This window comes from Janthinobacterium sp. 64, from assembly GCF_002813325.1.
In the GTDB taxonomy this organism is placed as follows: Bacteria; Pseudomonadota; Gammaproteobacteria; order Burkholderiales; family Burkholderiaceae_D; genus Janthinobacterium.
The window spans coordinates 2,569,837-2,586,351 of record NZ_PHUG01000001.1 but is presented as its reverse complement, the minus strand read 5'-3'; the positions used below and the strand labels follow the sequence as shown (position 1 = coordinate 2,586,351).

Annotated in this window: 10 protein-coding genes; 7 read left to right on the top strand and 3 right to left on the bottom strand. The window is 62.7% G+C overall.

Annotation, left to right across the window (positions count from 1 at the left end):
* Positions 1-16 precede the first annotated feature (16 nt).
* Positions 17-2,086 (bottom strand): M3 family metallopeptidase, encoded by a 2,070-nt coding sequence (locus tag CLU91_RS11360; RefSeq protein WP_100874239.1) that lies wholly within the window; start codon positions 2,084-2,086, stop codon positions 17-19.
* 48 nt (positions 2,087-2,134) lie between these two features.
* Positions 2,135-2,980, bottom strand: coding sequence for a bifunctional methylenetetrahydrofolate dehydrogenase/methenyltetrahydrofolate cyclohydrolase FolD (gene folD, locus CLU91_RS11355; RefSeq protein WP_100874238.1), 846 nt, complete (start codon positions 2,978-2,980; stop codon positions 2,135-2,137).
* A 636-nt stretch (positions 2,981-3,616) separates the two neighbouring features.
* On the opposite strand from folD, the gene aceE reads away from it, so the two are divergent.
* The 4 genes from aceE (at position 3,617) to CLU91_RS11330 (ending at position 11,280) form a co-directional block, all read left to right on the top strand.
* Positions 3,617-6,313: a pyruvate dehydrogenase (acetyl-transferring), homodimeric type gene (gene aceE, locus CLU91_RS11345; RefSeq protein ID WP_100874236.1), complete on the top strand. Its 2,697-nt coding sequence runs from the start codon at positions 3,617-3,619 to the stop codon at positions 6,311-6,313.
* A 94-nt stretch (positions 6,314-6,407) separates the two neighbouring features.
* Positions 6,408-8,072 carry a dihydrolipoyllysine-residue acetyltransferase gene (aceF, locus tag CLU91_RS11340; protein ID WP_100874235.1) on the top strand — a complete coding sequence of 555 codons (1,665 nt, stop codon included), beginning with the start codon at positions 6,408-6,410 and terminating at the stop codon, positions 8,070-8,072.
* Between the two features lie 10 nt (positions 8,073-8,082).
* Positions 8,083-9,849 (top strand): dihydrolipoyl dehydrogenase, encoded by a 1,767-nt coding sequence (gene lpdA, locus CLU91_RS11335; protein WP_100874234.1) that lies wholly within the window; start codon positions 8,083-8,085, stop codon positions 9,847-9,849.
* Between the two features lie 255 nt (positions 9,850-10,104).
* Complete coding sequence (locus CLU91_RS11330; RefSeq protein ID WP_100874233.1) at positions 10,105-11,280, top strand: hypothetical protein; 1,176 nt, start codon at positions 10,105-10,107, stop codon at positions 11,278-11,280.
* Positions 11,281-11,303: 23 nt separating this feature from the next.
* On the opposite strand, the gene CLU91_RS11325 is transcribed toward CLU91_RS11330, so the two are convergent.
* Positions 11,304-12,020, bottom strand: a complete 717-nt coding sequence (locus CLU91_RS11325) for a TetR/AcrR family transcriptional regulator (RefSeq protein WP_100874232.1) — start codon at positions 12,018-12,020, stop codon at positions 11,304-11,306.
* Positions 12,021-12,164: 144 nt separating this feature from the next.
* On the opposite strand from CLU91_RS11325, the gene CLU91_RS11320 reads away from it, so the two are divergent.
* The 3 genes from CLU91_RS11320 to CLU91_RS11310 are packed head-to-tail and all read left to right on the top strand — an operon-like array spanning position 12,165 to position 16,513.
* Entirely contained in the window at positions 12,165-13,385 is a 1,221-nt protein-coding gene (locus CLU91_RS11320) for an HlyD family secretion protein (RefSeq protein WP_100874231.1), read from the top strand.
* A gap of 6 nt (positions 13,386-13,391) precedes the next feature.
* The gene (locus tag CLU91_RS11315; protein ID WP_100874230.1) at positions 13,392-14,990 is read left to right on the top strand and encodes a DHA2 family efflux MFS transporter permease subunit; all 1,599 of its coding nucleotides are present in this window, start codon (positions 13,392-13,394) and stop codon (positions 14,988-14,990) included.
* Between the two features lie 50 nt (positions 14,991-15,040).
* Positions 15,041-16,513: an efflux transporter outer membrane subunit gene (locus CLU91_RS11310; RefSeq protein ID WP_100876689.1), complete on the top strand. Its 1,473-nt coding sequence runs from the start codon at positions 15,041-15,043 to the stop codon at positions 16,511-16,513.
* The last annotated feature ends 2 nt before the right edge of the window (positions 16,514-16,515 follow it).

Below are 16,515 nucleotides of genomic sequence, written 5' to 3'. Positions count from 1 at the left end.
TTGCTCATATCACCCTTCAGGCGGCCATGCCGCTGTGGCGCAGCAGGGCGTCGATCGACGGTTCGCGGCCGCGGAAGGCCGTGAACGATTCCAGCGCGGGGCGCGAGCCGCCGACGGACAGGATTTCTTGCAGGTAGCGCTTGCCTGCTTGCGCGGTGGCGGCCGGCCCCAGCGCCTTGGCTTCCTCGAAAGCTGCATACGCATCGGCGGACAGCACCTCGGCCCACTTGTAGCTGTAGTAGCCAGCCGCGTAGCCGCCAGCGAAGATATGCCCGAAGGCATTCTGGAAGCGGTTGAACGGGGGCGGGATGAGCAGCGAAAACTGGGCGCGTACGCCGTCGATCAGCTGCTGCACGCTTTGGCCCGTGCTGGCGTCGTAGTCATAGTGCAGATGCATGTCGAGCAGGGAGAACTCCACCTGGCGCAGGGTTTGCAAGCCGGACTGGAAATTCTTGGCCGCCAGCATCTTGTCGTACAGCGCGCGCGGCAGCGGCTCTCCCGTGACGGCATGCGCCGTCATGTGTTCGAGCACTTCCCATTCCCAGCAGAAGTTTTCCATGAATTGCGATGGCAGTTCCACGGCATCCCATTCGACGCCGGCAATGCCCGACACGCCCAGCTCGTCGACGACGGTCAACATATGGTGCAGGCCGTGGCCGAATTCGTGGAACAGGGTGATGACTTCATCATGCGTGAACAGGGCAGGCTGGGCTTGGCCAGCTACCACGGCCGGTTCCGTGAAATTGCAGGTCAGGTAGGCGATCGGCGTTTGCACGTGCTGCGCGTCGGCGCGGCGGCCACGCGCGTCATCCATCCACGCGCCGCCGCTTTTTCCCGCGCGCGCATACAGGTCCAGATAGAACTGGCCCACCAGCTTGCCATCGCGCTCGATGCGGTAAAAACGCACGTCCTGGTGCCAGACGGGCGCCGTATCGGGTTTGATTTCGACGTTGAACAGGTTCTGGATCTGGCGGAACAAGCCGTCGATCACCTTGTGTTCAGGGAAATACTGTTTGACTTCCTGGGCCGAGAACGCATAGCGGCGTTCCTGCAGCTTTTCGGAAGCATAGGGCACGTCCCACGCCTGCAGTTCGGCGATGCCCAGTTCTTCGCGGGCGAATTGTTTCAGTTCTGCCAGATCCTTCTCGGCGAACGGGCGCGCGCGCTTGGCCAGGTCTTCCAGGAAAGCGATGACTTGCGCGGGCGAGGTGGCCATTTTCGGGACGAGCGACACTTCGGCGAAATTGGCGTAACCGAGCAGTTGCGCCTCTTCGTTGCGCAGTCGCAACAAGGTGACGATGTTTTGAGTGTTGTCCCAGTCCTCTTTTTTACTGAAGACGTCGCCCTGGTCCGAGGCCTTGGTGGCGTTGGCGCGGTAGATGGTTTCACGCAGCGCGCGGTTGTCGGCAAATTGCAGGATCGGGTAGTACGACGGGAAGTGCAGCGAGAATTCATAGCCTTGCTTGCCCGCTTTTTCGGCGGCGGCGCGCGCAGCGGCCTTCACGTCGTCGGGCAGGCCGGCCAGCTCAAGCTCGTTCTCGACCAGCAATTTATAGTCATTGGTAGCGTCGAGCACGTTTTCGGAAAAACGCGTCGAGACGGCCGCGTGTTCTTCCTGGATGGCGCCAAAGCGCTCTTTCTTGTCTTCTGGCAATTCGGCGCCACCGAGGCGGAAGTCGCGCACGGCATTGTCGACGATGCGACGGCGCGCCGGCGACAGGCTGGCGAAATCGGCGCGTGCCTGCAATTGCTTGTATTTGCCGAACAGAATTTCGTTCTGGCCCAGCTCGGTCCAGAATTCCGTCACCTTGGGCTGGTTCGCATTGTAGGCGGCGCGCAGCTCGGGCGTATCGACCACGCTATTCAAGTGGTTGACGATGCTCCAGGCGCGGCCCAGGGTTTCGGCGATCTGGTCCTGGGGCGCGACGAAGTTGTCCCAGCTCACTTCTTCCATGGGCGCTTCCAGCTGCGCCACCGTGGCGCGCGCCTGGGCCAAGAGGGTATCGATGGCAGGCGTGACATGCTCGTGCGTGATCGCGTCGAAGCGTGGCAGGCCGGAGAAATCAAGCAGGGGATTGGTGTTCATCGTCGCTTCCATATATTAAAAGGGACGGTCATGCCGCCCCGGTGATTCTTAAATGCGCTCGGCGGCCTCTACCGTATTCATCAGCAGCATCGTGATCGTCATCGGACCCACGCCACCTGGCACTGGCGTGATGTGGGACGCGACTTCTTTCACGCCAGCAAAATCCACGTCACCGCACAGCTTGCCTGCATCGTCGCGGTTCATGCCCACGTCGATGACGATGGCGCCCGGCTTGACCATGTCGGCCGTCAGCGTGTTGCGGCGGCCGACGGCGGCCACGACCACGTCCGCCTGGCGCGTGTACAGGCCCAGATCCGGGGTCGCACTATGGCAGATGGTGACGGTAGCGTTCGCTTGCAAGAGCAGCAGGGCCATCGGCTTGCCGACCGTGTTGCTGCGGCCGATGACGACGGCGTGCTTGCCGCGCAAGTCCACGCCCGTGCTTTCGATCAGTTTCATGCAGCCATACGGCGTGCACGGGCGAAAGCCCGGCAAGCCCGTCATCAGTTCGCCGGCGCTCAGGACGGAATAGCCATCCACGTCTTTCGTCGTGGCGATCGCTTCGATGACCTTGTGCGGGTTGATGTGCTTGGGCAAGGGCATTTGCACGAGGATGCCGTGGATGGCCGGGTCCGCGTTCAGGCTGGCGATGCGCGCCAGCAAGTCCGCTTCGGACAGGTCCGCTTCATATTTTTCCAGCACCGAATGGAAACCCACGTCGCCGCACGCCTTGACCTTGTTGCGGACGTACACCTGGCTGGCCGGATCTTCGCCGACGAGTATCACGGCCAGGCCGGGCTGGGTGCCCTTGGCCGTGAGGGCGGCGGCGCGCGTGGCGATCTCGCTGCGCAGTTGTTGGGAGAGGGCGATTCCGTCGATCAGTTGTGCTGGCATGGTAGGAGGCTGTGTGGGAGGGAAAAGACAGATTATAAAGCCGGGCGGTGCAAAGGGGCGGTTTTGGCGCCTAGCCTTTACGTTAAGCAGTGCCATGCGTTTAAAAGCGCAAGGCTTAACAACAGCGGGCCAGAGACGCGGGCCTGAGAAAATGCCGATGGCGGCGTTGCAGCTCCTTGCCGTACTGGCGTACTGTCTGTGTCGCCGCGCCTTGCCCTCGACATTTTTCAGGCCCGCTTGGCCCGGCATAAAAGCGGGCCAGAGACGCGGGCCTGAGAAAATGCCGATGGCGGCGTTGCAGCTCCTTGCCGTACTGGCGTACTGTCTGCGTCGCCGCGCCTTGCCCTCGACATTTTTCAGGCCCGCTTGGCCCGGTATGCCTGTGCGGGCGACCGGGGTGTACATTCGTTTTTGGCACTTTGATCACGCTAATTTCCGGACAGAATTTGCGGCAGTGCAGCATAAATTTCATAGGGCAATTTCATAATACGAAACGCTATATCGTAATTTGAAAAATAGTAAATACGCTGTTAGAATCCCCACACTAAACCGACTTAATAGTAAATAATCAGCGAAATACCGTCCGACAGCGATCCGGAAAATCGGGGTGGGGCGTTCACAAAGGAGACTCAACAGATGTCAGCTCAACTGAACCAGGTAACGACACAGATCGGCACCGACCCGGATATGCAGGAAACCAAGGAGTGGCTGGACGCGCTCGAAGCCGTTCTGGAAAATGAAGGTCCGGAACGCGCGCATTACCTGATGGAGCGCATGGTTGACCTGGCCCGCCGCCGCGGCGCCCAGATCCCGTTCTCCAGCACCACCGCCTACGTCAACACCATCCCCACCAAGCAAGAAGCACACTGTCCCGGCAACCTGGAATATGAAGAGCGCCTGCGCTCGTGGATGCGCTGGAACGCCATGGCCATGGTCGTCAAGGCCAACCGCGCCGACGGCGATCTGGGTGGCCACTTGTCCTCGTTCGCTTCGCTGGCGAACATGCTGGGCATCGGTTTCAACCACTTCTGGCACGCGCCAACGGCCGACCACGGCGGCGACCTGCTGTACATCCAGGGCCACTCCTCGCCCGGCGTCTACGCGCGCGCCTTCCTCGAAGGCCGTTTGAGCGAAGAGCAAATGCTGAACTTCCGCAAGGAAGTCGACGGCAAGGGCCTGTCCTCGTACCCGCATCCGAAGCTGATGCCTGACTTCTGGCAGTTCCCGACCGTGTCGATGGGCCTGGGCCCGCACATGGCGATCTACCAGGCGCGCTTCCTGAAGTACCTGCACGCACGCGGCATCGCGAAAACCGACAACCGCAAGATCTGGGCCTTCTGCGGCGATGGCGAGATGGATGAGCCAGAGTCCTTGGGCGCGATCGGCCTGGCCGCACGCGACATGCTCGACAACCTGGTCATCGTGGTCAACTGCAACCTGCAGCGCCTGGACGGCCCCGTGCGCGGCAACACCAAGATCATCCAGGAATTGGAAGGCGAATTCCGTGGCGCCGGCTGGAACGTCGTCAAGGTCATCTGGGGTCCGGGCTGGGACGCCCTGCTGGCGCAAGACAAGGAAGGCATCCTGCAGCGCGTGATGATGGAAACCGTCGACGGCGAATACCAGAACTACAAGGCCAAGGATGGCGCCTATGTGCGCAAGCATTTCTTCGGCAAGCATCCGAAGCTGCTGGAAATGGTTGCCAACATGACGGACGACGACATCTGGCGCCTGACCCGTGGCGGCCACGATCCGCACAAGATCTACGCGGCCTTCAAGATCGCCCAGGAACACAAGGGCCAGCCGACCGTCCTGCTGGTGAAAACCATCAAGGGCTACGGCATGGGCAAGTCGGGCGAAGCGCGCAACACGGCGCACCAGACGAAAAAACTGGACGACGAAGCCATCCGCGAAATGCGCGACCGCTTCTCGCTGCCTATCCCTGACGACAAGCTGGCCGACATCCCGTTCTTCAAGCCAGCCGACGACGCGCCGGAAATGGTCTACCTGCACGAGCGCCGCAAGGCCCTGGGTGGCTACCTGCCGCAGCGCCGCCAGAAGTCGGAAGAAACCCTGCCCGTGCCTGGCCTGGACGCGTTCAAGAACGTGCTGGAAGCGACGCCTGAAGGCCGTGAAATCTCGACCACGCAAGCGTTCGTGCGCGTCATTTCGACCCTGCTGAAAGACCCGAACCTGGGCCAGCGCGTCGTGCCTATCCTGGTCGATGAATCGCGTACCTTCGGCATGGAAGGCCTGTTCCGCCAGATCGGCATCTACAACCCGAAAGGCCAGTTGTACGAGCCGGTCGACAAAGACCAGGTCATGTACTACCGCGAAGACAAGGCCGGCCAGATCCTGCAAGAGGGCATCAACGAAGCGGGTGGCATGAGCTCGTGGATCGCCGCGGCGACGTCGTACTCGACCAACGACCGCATCATGATCCCGTTCTACACCTTCTATTCGATGTTCGGCTTCCAGCGCATCGGCGACCAGGTGTGGGCTTCGGCCGACATGCGCGCCCGTGGCTTCCTGATGGGCGGCACGGCTGGCCGTACGACCCTGAACGGCGAAGGCTTGCAGCACGAAGATGGCCACAGCCATATCTTCGCCGCGACCATCCCGACCTGCATGCCGTACGATCCGACCTTCAGCCATGAAGTCGCCGTCATCATCCAGGACGGCCTGCGCCGCATGATCGCCAACCAGGAAGATGTGTTTTACTACATCACGATCATGAACGAGAACTACGCTCAGCCAGGCATCAAGCCAGGCCAGGAAGAAGGCATCCTGAAAGGCATGTACAAACTGCAGGAAGGCCCGGCGGACGCCAAGCTGCGCGTGCAGCTGATCGGTTGCGGCACCATCCTGCGCGAATCGATCTTCGCCGCCGAACTGTTGCAGAACGACTGGGGCGTGGCTGCGGACGTGTGGTCGGCGCCGTCGCTGACCCTGGTGGCGCGCGATGGCCAGGATGCGGAACGCTGGAACATGGTCAACCCGTCGAAACAGCAGCGCGTGCCTTACGTGACGTCGCTGATGCAGGATACGGACGGCCCGATCGTCGCCACGACCGACTACATGCGCGCGTTTGCAGAACAGATCCGCGCCTTCATGCCGAAGGGCCGCACTTATAAAGTGCTGGGTACCGATGGCTTTGGCCGCTCGGACAGCCGCGCCAAGCTGCGCGAGTTCTTCGAAGTGAACCGTTATTATGTCACCGTGGCCGCGTTGAAATCGCTGGCTGACGAAGGCAAGATCGACGTGTCGGTGGTGGAGCAGGCGATCGCCAAGTACGGCATCGACGCGAACAAACCGAATCCGGTGACCCAGTAATCGTTGTGCGGACCCGATGATGCCAGGGCGGTGCGAAAGTGCCGCCCTGGCGTGTGTGCGGGTCCATCTGACAAATAAAATAACGGAGCAAGCTATGAGCATTGTGGAAGTCAAAGTCCCGGATATCGGCGATTTCAAGGAAGTCGAGATCATTGAACTGATGGTCAAGCCAGGCGATACGGTCAAGGTCGACCAGTCCCTGATCACGGTCGAATCGGACAAGGCCAGCATGGAAATTCCATCGAGCCACGCCGGTGTCGTCAAGGAATTGAAAGTCAACGTGGGCGACAAGATTGCCGAAGGTTCGCTGGTCCTGCTGCTGGAAGTGGCGGACGACGCCTCGGCTCCTGCGCCAGCGGCTGCAGCCCCGGCCGCAGCACCTGCCGCTGAAGCCGCTCCTGCCGCCGCGCCAGCACCTGCCGCCCCTTCCGGCGCGCCGGCCCTGGTCGAAGTGACCGTGCCCGATATCGGCGACTTCAAGGAAGTCGAAGTCATCGAACTGATGGTCAAGGTCGGCGACAGCATCAAGGTCGACCAGTCGCTGCTGACGGTCGAATCGGACAAGGCCAGCATGGAAATCCCATCGAGCCATGCCGGTATCGTCAAGGAATTGAAAGTCAAGGTCGGCGACAAGGTTGCCAAGGGTAGTCTGGTACTGGTGGTGGAAACGACCGCTGGCGCTGCTGCTGCTCCTGCAGCCGCTGCTGCGCCAGCGCAAGCCGCCGCCGCACCAGCCGCCGCCGTCGCTTCGGCGCCGGTCGCCGCTGCTGCACCAGCCCCTGCTCCTGCCGCCGCGCCTGCGGTCAATGGCAAGCTGGCGCACGCGTCGCCATCGATCCGCAAGTTCGCGCGCGAACTGGGCGTGGATCTGGCCAGCGTGGGCGGTTCCGGTCCGAAGGGCCGCATCACCCAGGAAGACGTGCAGAACTTCGTCAAGGGCGTGATGTCGGGCGCGGTTGCCGCGCCAGGTGCTGCCAATGCGGCGCCGGTCGCCAAAGCTGGTTCGGGCGTGGGCCTGGATCTGCTGCCATGGCCGTCGCTGGACTTCAGCAAATTCGGCACGACCGAATTGCTGCCGCTGTCGCGCATCAAGAAAATCTCGGGTCCGAATTTGCACCGCAACTGGGTCATGATCCCGCACGTCACGCAGTTCGACGAAGCGGACGTGACGGACCTCGAAGCGTTCCGCGTCGACACCAACGCGGCCAATGCGAAGAACAAGGATGCGGCCAAGCTGACCATGCTCGCCTTTGTGATCAAGGCGTCCGTCGCCGCGCTGAAGAAATTCCCCGCGTTTAACGCGTCGCTCGACGCCAAGGGCGAGAACCTGATCCTCAAGCAGTACTACAACATCGGCTTCGCGGCCGACACGCCGAACGGCCTGGTGGTCCCGGTGATCAAGGGCGCGGACCAGAAGTCGGTGTCGCAGATCGCCCGCGAAATGACGGAACTGTCCTTGCAGGCGCGCGAAGGCAAGCTGAAACCTGCCGACATGCAGGGCGCGAGCTTCACGATTTCGTCCCTGGGCGGCATCGGCGGCACGCACTTCACGCCTATCGTCAATGCGCCGGAAGTGGCCATCCTGGGTCTGTCGAAAGCCTCGATCAAGCCGGTATGGGATGGCAAGGCCTTCCAGCCACGTTTGATGATGGGTACCTCGCTGTCGTACGACCACCGCGTGGTCGATGGCGCGATGGGCGCGCGATTCTCCGTGTACCTCGGCGAAGTCCTGGCCGACATGCGCAAAATTCTGCTGTAAGGAGCGATTCATGAGCACAGTAGAGGTAAAAGTACCGAATATCGGCGACTTCAAGGAAGTCGAAGTCATCGAACTGATGGTCAAGGTCGGCGACACCATCAAGGTGGACCAGTCCCTGATCACGGTCGAATCGGACAAGGCCAGCATGGAGATTCCGTCGACCCACGCCGGCATCGTCAAGGAAGTCAAAGTCAAGGTCGGCGACAAGATTGCCGAAGGCAGTGCGCTGCTGGTGGTGGAAGCGGCTGAAGGCGCAGCTGCCCCAGTAGCCGCTCCTGCGCCTGCTGCAGCCGCTCCGGCAGCTGCTGCAGCTCCTGTTGCCGCCATCCCGGCCGGCAATTACAGCGGCCAGGTCGACATCGACGTCGACATGATGGTGCTGGGCGGCGGTCCTGGCGGCTATTCGGCGGCGTTCCGCGCGGCCGACCTGGGCATGTCGACGGTCATCGTCGAACGCTACGCCACCCTGGGCGGCGTGTGCCTGAACGTGGGCTGCATCCCGTCGAAGGCGCTGCTGCACGTCGCTTCCGTGATCGATGAAACGTCGCACATGTCCAACACGGGCGTGACGTTTGCCAAGCCGACCATCGACATCGACCAGGTACGCGCGTACAAGGAAGGCGTGATCAAGAACATGACGGGCGGTCTGGCCGGCATGGCCAAGGCGCGCAAGACGCAAGTGGTGACGGGCGTGGGCCAGTTCCTCTCAGCGAACCACATCGAAGTGACGGCAGGCGACGGCTCGAAAAAAGTCGTGCAGTTCAAGCAAGCGATCATCGCGGCCGGTTCGTCCGTGGTAAAACTGCCCTTCGTGCCGGAAGACCCGCGCATCGTCGATTCGACGGGCGCGCTGGAATTGCGCCAGATCCCGAAACGCATGCTGGTCATCGGCGGCGGCATCATCGGCCTGGAAATGGCGACTGTTTATTCGACCTTCGGTGCGCGCATCGACGTGGTCGAAATGATGGATGGCCTGATGCAGGGCGCGGACCGCGACGCCGTCAAGGTGTGGCAGAAGTTCAACGAGAAGCGCTTCGACAACATCATGACCAAGACCAAGACGGTCGCGGTGGAAGCGCTGCCGGAAGGCATCAAGGTCACGTTCGAAGCGGCCGAAGCGGGTGCCACGGCGCCAGCGCCACAGATCTATGATCTGGTATTGGTGGCCGTGGGCCGCAGCCCGAACGGCAAGAAGCTGGCCGCCGACAAGGCCGGCGTGCAGGTGACGGACCGCGGATTCATCAACGTCGACAGCCAGATGCGCACCAACGTGCCGAACATCTTCGCCATCGGCGATTTGGTGGGCCAGCCGATGCTGGCGCACAAGGCCGTGCATGAAGCCCACGTGGCAGCGGAAGCCGCTTCCGGCCAGAAGTCGCACTTCGACGTCAAGGTGATCCCATCGGTCGCCTACACGGATCCGGAAGTGGCATGGGCCGGCATCACGGAAGACGAAGCGAAAGCCAAGGGCATCAAGGTCGAGAAGGGCCACTTCCCGTGGGCAGCTTCGGGCCGCGCCGTTGCCAACGGCCGCGCCGAGGGCTTCACCAAGCTGCTGTTCGATGCGGAAACGCACCGCATCATCGGCGGCACCATCGTCGGCACGCATGCGGGCGACATGATCGGTGAAATCGCCCTGGCCATCGAAATGGGCTGCGACGGCACCGACATCGGCAAGACCATCCACCCGCACCCGACCCTGGGCGAGTCGATCGGTATGGCCGCCGAAGTGTACGAAGGCGTGTGCACGGACTTGCCGCCGCCGCGCAAGCGCTGATAAAGAGTTAACTTTCAGTACAAGAAACCGGGACATGTTCCCGGTTTTTTTATTTCCATTGACCTGCGGCATAGTAAAACGTGGCGCGGCGGCGTCTTGTGAAAATTGGTGAGTATTGCCGTGTGGAAAAAGTGGCAGAATGGAGGTCTGTCACCATGTTTTGCTTTTGCTTCAACGGAAGCGTGTGATTTTTCCAGGAATGTTGCCAGCGTGGGGTTCGGTCAAATTCCGCTGTATTGAGAGAATTTTGCAACGATGAAAAAATTTACCGCCCTTCATATCGCCGACGTCCGCTTGCGCCGGGCTGACGAGCAAGAGCAAGCCGTGATGCTGCATGCCTTGTATCAGGATGTGGCCGCTATCCTGGCGGCGGGCAAGCAGATCGATGCGATTTTCTTCACGGGCCAGCTGGTGGCGCCCGACGCCTGTGCCGGCACGACGCCCGTGTATGTCTACGAATACTTCCTGCGGCCCCTGCTGCAGGCGGCCAGCTTGCCCGGTGCGCGTTACTACCTGGTGCCGGGCAGCCGCGCGCAGGGCGTTGCCGCGGCGGCGCTGGGCAATGCGGGCTTCAGTTTTTTCTCCGCCGATGAGCACGCCAGTGCCGAGCAGCGCGCGCAGTACAAGAATATCCACGCCGTGTTCCACGGCCACCAGCATACGGGCGATGCCAGTTCACTGATGAAGTCGCTGGGCATCCTGTTCAAGAGCAATCCCGGCAGCCTGTACGGTGCGCATGGCCAGATGGCGGCGTTTTCCGTGCTCGAGTTCGGTACAAGCGAGGCTGCGGCCGATGGCGGCGCGGCAGGCACGCAGTGGACGGTGTCGCTGCGCGAGTTCGACGACGTGAGCAAGCACTTCGCCCTGTCGGTACTGTACACGCCGAATGGACAGGAAACGGGGCAGGTGGATGCCGAGTACGTGTTTGCCACCTTGTTGCCGCAGCTGGCAGGCGAGCGCGCTTATCTCGATGGCTTGCTGGGTCATGCGGGCGGGCAGCTGCATGAGGGCGCCGGCATGGCTGCCGATGCGCGTGAATTCCTGATCGAACTGGCATTCGTGATGTTCGAAGCCAAGACCGTCTTCCTCGGCGAAGCGGAACTGCAGCGTTTTGCCAGCGACTATTGCGCTGTGAAGGGCTGGAGCATGGCGGCCGGGGACTGGCTGGCGCCGCTGTATGCACAGGGCTTGCTGCTGCGGACCGATGGACAGGTGGCGTTTTCCTTCGATTATTTCCGCACCTATTTTCTGGCGCAGCGCTTTGAAACCTCGTTCGACCTGATGCGCTATGGCCCGGAACGGCATGATGGAAGTGAGTCTTCACTTGGCTTGGATGCCACGTCAGCGGTCCAGCCTTTCCTGCGTGCGCTGGGCTTGAATGAGGCATCTGCCGACGTGGCGCTGCCGCAAGACTGCAGCCGCCCTGGCTGACGTTCGCAGCCAGCCTTCGCGCGTCAGTCCGCCAGCGGCTGGTGCAAGGTGCCGCGCAGGAACAGGTTGAGACTGACCGCCACCTTGGCGCGCAATTGCGCCACGTCCGGTTGCGCTTGTGGCGGAAACAGCAGGCGCGACATCTGGTCGCCCAGCAGGCAATTGAGCAGGTGCAGCGCCAGGATGGAGGGCGTCAGCTCCGCGCGAAACAGCGGTGCGATGTCGGGACGGCTGAAAAATTTGGTCAGCATCTCGCGCGTCTGTCCCGGTCCCACTTTGTAAAACGTTTCCGCCAGTTCCGGATGCGTGGCCGCTTCGGCCACCACCATGCGATTGAGGCGGATCGCCGCCGGCATGGTGACGAGCTGCACGAACAGCAGGCCGAACTCGCCCAGGATGGTGGGCAGGGGCCGCATATCCGTTTCCAGTGCCGGCATGGTCGAGAAGTAGGCGGCGCGGCGCAATTCCACCACGGCATTGAACAAGCCAGCCTTGCCGCCAAACTTCACATAAATCGTGCGCACGGCCACATGGGCTTCGCGGGCGATCATTTCCAGACTCACCTTCCCATACCCTTTTTCCAGAAACAGGCAGCCGGCCGTGTGCAGCAGGTTTTCCATGCGCGCTTCCATGTCGGCCGCGCGCGGGCGGCCGGCTGGCTTGCCGCAGCAGGAAAGCTCCTGGGCGGCGTCGGATTCTGTCGTGGTAGGCAAGGTATCGCTGAGGCCGGGATCGGACATGGTCTGGGTCTCTTTATAAGTTGGGAGGTTAGTGATGGCTCACACTGTAGTGCAAATTAAAATGAAATGCAATCGTTTCATTTCTTGACTTTGGCTTTTCTTTGCCCAATAATGAACCTATATCATTTCATTTTCGGAGCGAGTATGTCCAACCAGCCAGGCCAAGCTGAGCACAAGGTGCTGAGTGCCGTCCCACCCGCGGCCCCTGCCGCACCTTCCGCACCTTCCGCACCCGCCGCTGCCGCCAGCTCCGCACCACCTAACAATCGCGTGAAAATCATCGCCGGCCTGATCGTCCTGGTTGCCCTGGGCGCTGGCGCCCGCATGTGGTACCGCAGCCACTATTTCGTGGAAACAGAAAACGCCTATGTGGCCGGCCACGTGCACCCCGTGTCGGCGCGCATTTCCGGCGTCGTCACCAAGGTTTTCATCGACGACAATCAAATGGTGAAAGAGGGCGACGTGATCGCTGAACTCGACCCGTTCGACCAGCGCGTGAAAACCGAGCAGATCGCCGCGCAGATCGCCAGCGCCGAGCAGCAAGTGCTGCAAGCGGACGCGCAGATCGCCCAAGTGCAGGCGCAAGCGAGCGCCGCCCAGGCGCAAGTGGCGCAAGCCGATGCGCAACTGCTGCGCGCAAAACAGGATGCGGAGCGCTATGGCCAGCTGTATACGAGCCAGATGAAAGCCGTCTCGAAAGCGGAACTCGACGGCGCCAACGCGGCCCGTTCGAGCGCCGTGGCCGACCTGGCCGCGCGCCGCGACAGCGCCTCGGCCGCCAAGGCGCAGATCGGTGCGGCGCAAGCTGCGCGCGACGTGGCCAAGGCACAAGTGGCCGTGCTGCGCGTGCAATTGAAAGACGCGCAGCAGCAGCTGCAATACAACCGCATCCTGGCCCCCGTCGCCGGCCGTATCGGCAAGCGCAACGTGGAAACGGGCATGCGCGTGCAGCCTGGCCAGCAATTGACGGCCATCGTGCAAGACAACGTCTGGGTTACCGCCAACTTCAAGGAAACCCAATTGGCCGATCTGCACCGCGGCCAGAGCGTGCACGTTACGATCGACGCCATGCCGGGCAAGAAACTGGTGGGCACGGTCGACAGCTTCGCGCCTGCCTCGGGCGCGCAATTCGCGCTGCTGCCGGCCGATAACGCCACCGGCAACTTCACCAAGATCGTCCAGCGCGTGCCCGTGAAAATCGTCTTCCAGCCGCAAGACATCAAGGCCATGAATGGCCGCCTGGTGCCGGGCATGTCGGTGATCGCCGAAGTGGAAGTGAATCAGCCTAATGCAGCCCAGGAGCCGGCCGCGCGCCACGCCGCTGTTTCCGCTCCCGCTCCCGCCGCCCAAACCACCACCCGCTAAGCTTCCATGAGCAGCCCCTCCACCACGCTGGCGAAGCCGCCAGCGTTTCCCGTGATCGACGAGAAAGTCTCCGGGCGCACCTGGCTGGCGGTCGCCGCCGGCATGCTGGGCGCCTTCATGGCGGTGCTCGACATCCAGATCACCAACTCTTCGCTCAAGGATATCCTTGGCTCGCTGTCGGCCACCCAGGAAGAGGGTTCGTGGATTTCCACGGCCTACCTGGTGGCGGAAATTATCGTCATCCCGCTCACCGCGCTGCTGGCGCGCGTGTTCGGTTTGCGTGCCTACATGATCGGCACCACCGCCTTCTTCCTGCTGTTCTCGACCCTGTGCGGGGCGGCCTGGAACCTGGAAAGCATGATCGTCTTCCGCATGCTGCAAGGGTTCACGGGCGGCGCACTGATCCCGATGGCGTTCACGCTGGTGATGCTCAAGCTGCCCGCTTCCAAGCGTGCCGTCGGCATGGCCATCTTCGGCCTGACGGCCACCCTGGCGCCGGCCATGGGCCCGACCCTGGGCGGGTATCTGAGTGAGCTGTATGGCTGGCCTTCGATCTTCTACATCAACTGGGTGCCGGGCGTGCTCCTGATCGCCGGCATGATCTATGGCCTGGACAAGGAGCCGATGCAGCTCAAATTGTTCTGGAAAGCCGACTGGCTGGGCATCTTCTTCATGGCCCTGGGCCTCGGTTGCCTGACCATCTTCCTGGAAGAGGGCAACTCGAAAGATTGGTTCGACTCGGGTTTCATCATCGCCTTTGCCGCGCTGGCCCTGACGGGCATCCTGGGCTGGGTCGTCACCAGCGCCACGCGCGCCGAGCCGTTCGTCAACCTGGCCTTGTACGGCCAGCGCAACTTTTTGGTGGCCACCGTGCTGTCGGCCGTGACGGGCATGGGCCTGTACGGCTCGGCCTTCTTGCTGCCCCTGTTCCTGGGCCAGATCGCCGGCTATTCGCCGATGCAGATCGGTGAAGTCATCATGTGGGTGGGCTTGCCGCAGCTGTTCATCATGCCCTTCGTCGCCAAGCTGTCGTCCGTGGTGGACAACCGCATCCTGTGTTCGATCGGCCTCTTGCTGTTCGGCGGCTCGTGCATGATGAATGCCTATATGGACGCATCCACCGGCTACGACCAGCTGCTGTGGTCGCAGGTGGTGCGCGCGCTGGGCCAACCCTTCGTCATGCTGACCCTGTCGAACTTCGCCATGAAGGGCATCGCGCCGAAAGACATGGCGTCCGCGTCGAGCCTGTTCAACATGACGCGCAACCTCGGTGGCTCGATCGGCATCGCCTTGCTGGCCACGGCCCTGAGCACGCGCGAGCATTTCCACTCGCAGCGCCTGGGCGAAGCGATCAATGCGTATTCCAGCGCCACGCAGCTGCGCATCGACCAGCTGACGTCCTCGTTCATGGCCAAGGGCTATGATGCCGTCACGGCCGGCAACCAGGCCTTGCAGGCGATCGACGGCATCGTGCGCCGCGAGGCCTACGTGATGGCCTACAACGACGGCTTTTTCCTCGTCGGCGCCATCCTGCTGGCCTGCATCGTGCCCCTGTGGCTGGCCGACAAACTCAAAGCCCCTGGTGGCGGTGGCGGCGGTCATTGACCGCCCACAGTCCGCACGTGCAGCACCTCAAGAACAAGAAGGTATACATCATGCAAACAGTATTGACGAAAATCGCGCTGGCCGCTTCCCTCACCGTGGCGCTGTCCGCCTGCGGCACCGTGGGCCAGGATTTCACCGCCCCGGCGAATGTAGCCGGCGCCGACACCTTCCGCCATGGCGCAGCCGCGGCCGACGCCGCCCAGCTACCCAAAGAGTGGTGGCGCATCTACGGCGACGCCACCCTGGACCGCCTGGAACAGAGCGCGCTGCGCGACAATCCGAGCGTCAAGGCGGCCGGCGAGCGCCTGCTGCAGGCGCTGGCGCAAAGCGGTACGGCGCGTGCCAATCAGGGCCCGAGCGTGAACGTCAGCACGGGCATCTCGAACTCGCGCACCTCGGCCAACACTTCGCAGGGCCTGGCCCTGGGCAACCGTTCCATCAGCGGCAATAATTTTTCCGTGGGTGGCTCGCTGTCGTATGAAGTCGACTTGCTGGGGCGTGTCAAACGCATGGTCGAAGCGGCTGACTCGCAGGCGCTGGCGGCGCAGGCCGACCGCGACGGCGTGCTGCTGATGCTGTCGTCGCAAGTGGCCAGCAATTACTGGCAGCTGCGCGGCCTCGATGTGGAAATGGCGATTCTGAATGGGGCTTTGGACACGCGCCGCGAGTCGGCCCAGCTGGTCGAGGCGCGCTTCAATGCGGGCTTGACGAATGAGCTGGACCTGGCGCGTGCGAAAGTCGAACTGTCGAACGCGCAGGCCGACCTGCATGAAGTCAAGCGCCAGCGCAACCAGCTGGAAAACAGCCTGGCCACCCTGACGGGCAAGCCGCCGTCGGCGCTGCAATTGCCGGTGGCCGCTGATCCCTCGGCCTTGCCGCTGCCGCCAGGTATCCCTGTCGGTCTGCCGGCCAGCCTGCTGTCGCACCGCCCGGACCTCGTTTCCAGCGTGGCGGGCCTGCGCGCGGCGAACGCGCAAGTGGGCGTGGCCGAAGGCGCGTTTTATCCGACGCTGCAATTGACGGGCAATTTCGGCTACGCGTCGGAAAAACTGCGCGACCTGGCGCAGGGCGGTTCGCGCCAGTTCAGCTTTGGCCCGCTGGCCCTGTCCCTGCCGATCTTCGACGGCGGCCGCAACCAGGCCAACCTGGACCTGTCCAAGGCGCGCTATGCGGAAGCCGTGGCGAACCATGAAACGAAGCTGCTGACGGCCTTGCGCGAAGTGGAAGATGCGCTGTCCGACGTGGAGCAGCGCCAGTTGCAGGGCGATGCGCAAGCCCTGTCGCAGGCAGCGGCGGCGCGCGCCTACCTGGTGGCGCGCACGCGCTACGAGCGCGGCATCTCGACCTACCTCGATGTGACGGATGCGCAGCGCAGCTCACTGGCCGCGGACCGCGCCGCCGCGCAGATCAAGACCCAGCGCTTGCTGGCCACCGTTGCCGTGGCGCGCTCCTTGGGCGCCGGCTGGCAGCCGGAAGGCGAGCTGGCCAGGCTGGCGTCCGCGCCCGCAGCGAAGGTGAACTAGGC

Excerpts from the sequence above, each read along its gene's own strand:
- CLU91_RS11360 (WP_100874239.1), bottom strand. The coding sequence starts at position 2,086 with ATGAACACCAATCCCCTGCTTGATTTCTCCGGCCTGCCACGCTTCGAC.
- folD (WP_100874238.1), bottom strand. The coding sequence starts at position 2,980 with ATGCCAGCACAACTGATCGACGGAATCGCCCTCTCCCAACAACTGCGC.
- aceE (WP_100874236.1), top strand. The coding sequence starts at position 3,617 with ATGTCAGCTCAACTGAACCAGGTAACGACACAGATCGGCACCGACCCG.
- aceF (WP_100874235.1), top strand. The coding sequence starts at position 6,408 with ATGAGCATTGTGGAAGTCAAAGTCCCGGATATCGGCGATTTCAAGGAA.
- lpdA (WP_100874234.1), top strand. The coding sequence starts at position 8,083 with ATGAGCACAGTAGAGGTAAAAGTACCGAATATCGGCGACTTCAAGGAA.
- CLU91_RS11330 (WP_100874233.1), top strand. The coding sequence starts at position 10,105 with ATGAAAAAATTTACCGCCCTTCATATCGCCGACGTCCGCTTGCGCCGG.
- CLU91_RS11325 (WP_100874232.1), bottom strand. The coding sequence starts at position 12,020 with ATGTCCGATCCCGGCCTCAGCGATACCTTGCCTACCACGACAGAATCC.
- CLU91_RS11320 (WP_100874231.1), top strand. The coding sequence starts at position 12,165 with ATGTCCAACCAGCCAGGCCAAGCTGAGCACAAGGTGCTGAGTGCCGTC.
- CLU91_RS11315 (WP_100874230.1), top strand. The coding sequence starts at position 13,392 with ATGAGCAGCCCCTCCACCACGCTGGCGAAGCCGCCAGCGTTTCCCGTG.
- CLU91_RS11310 (WP_100876689.1), top strand. The coding sequence starts at position 15,041 with ATGCAAACAGTATTGACGAAAATCGCGCTGGCCGCTTCCCTCACCGTG.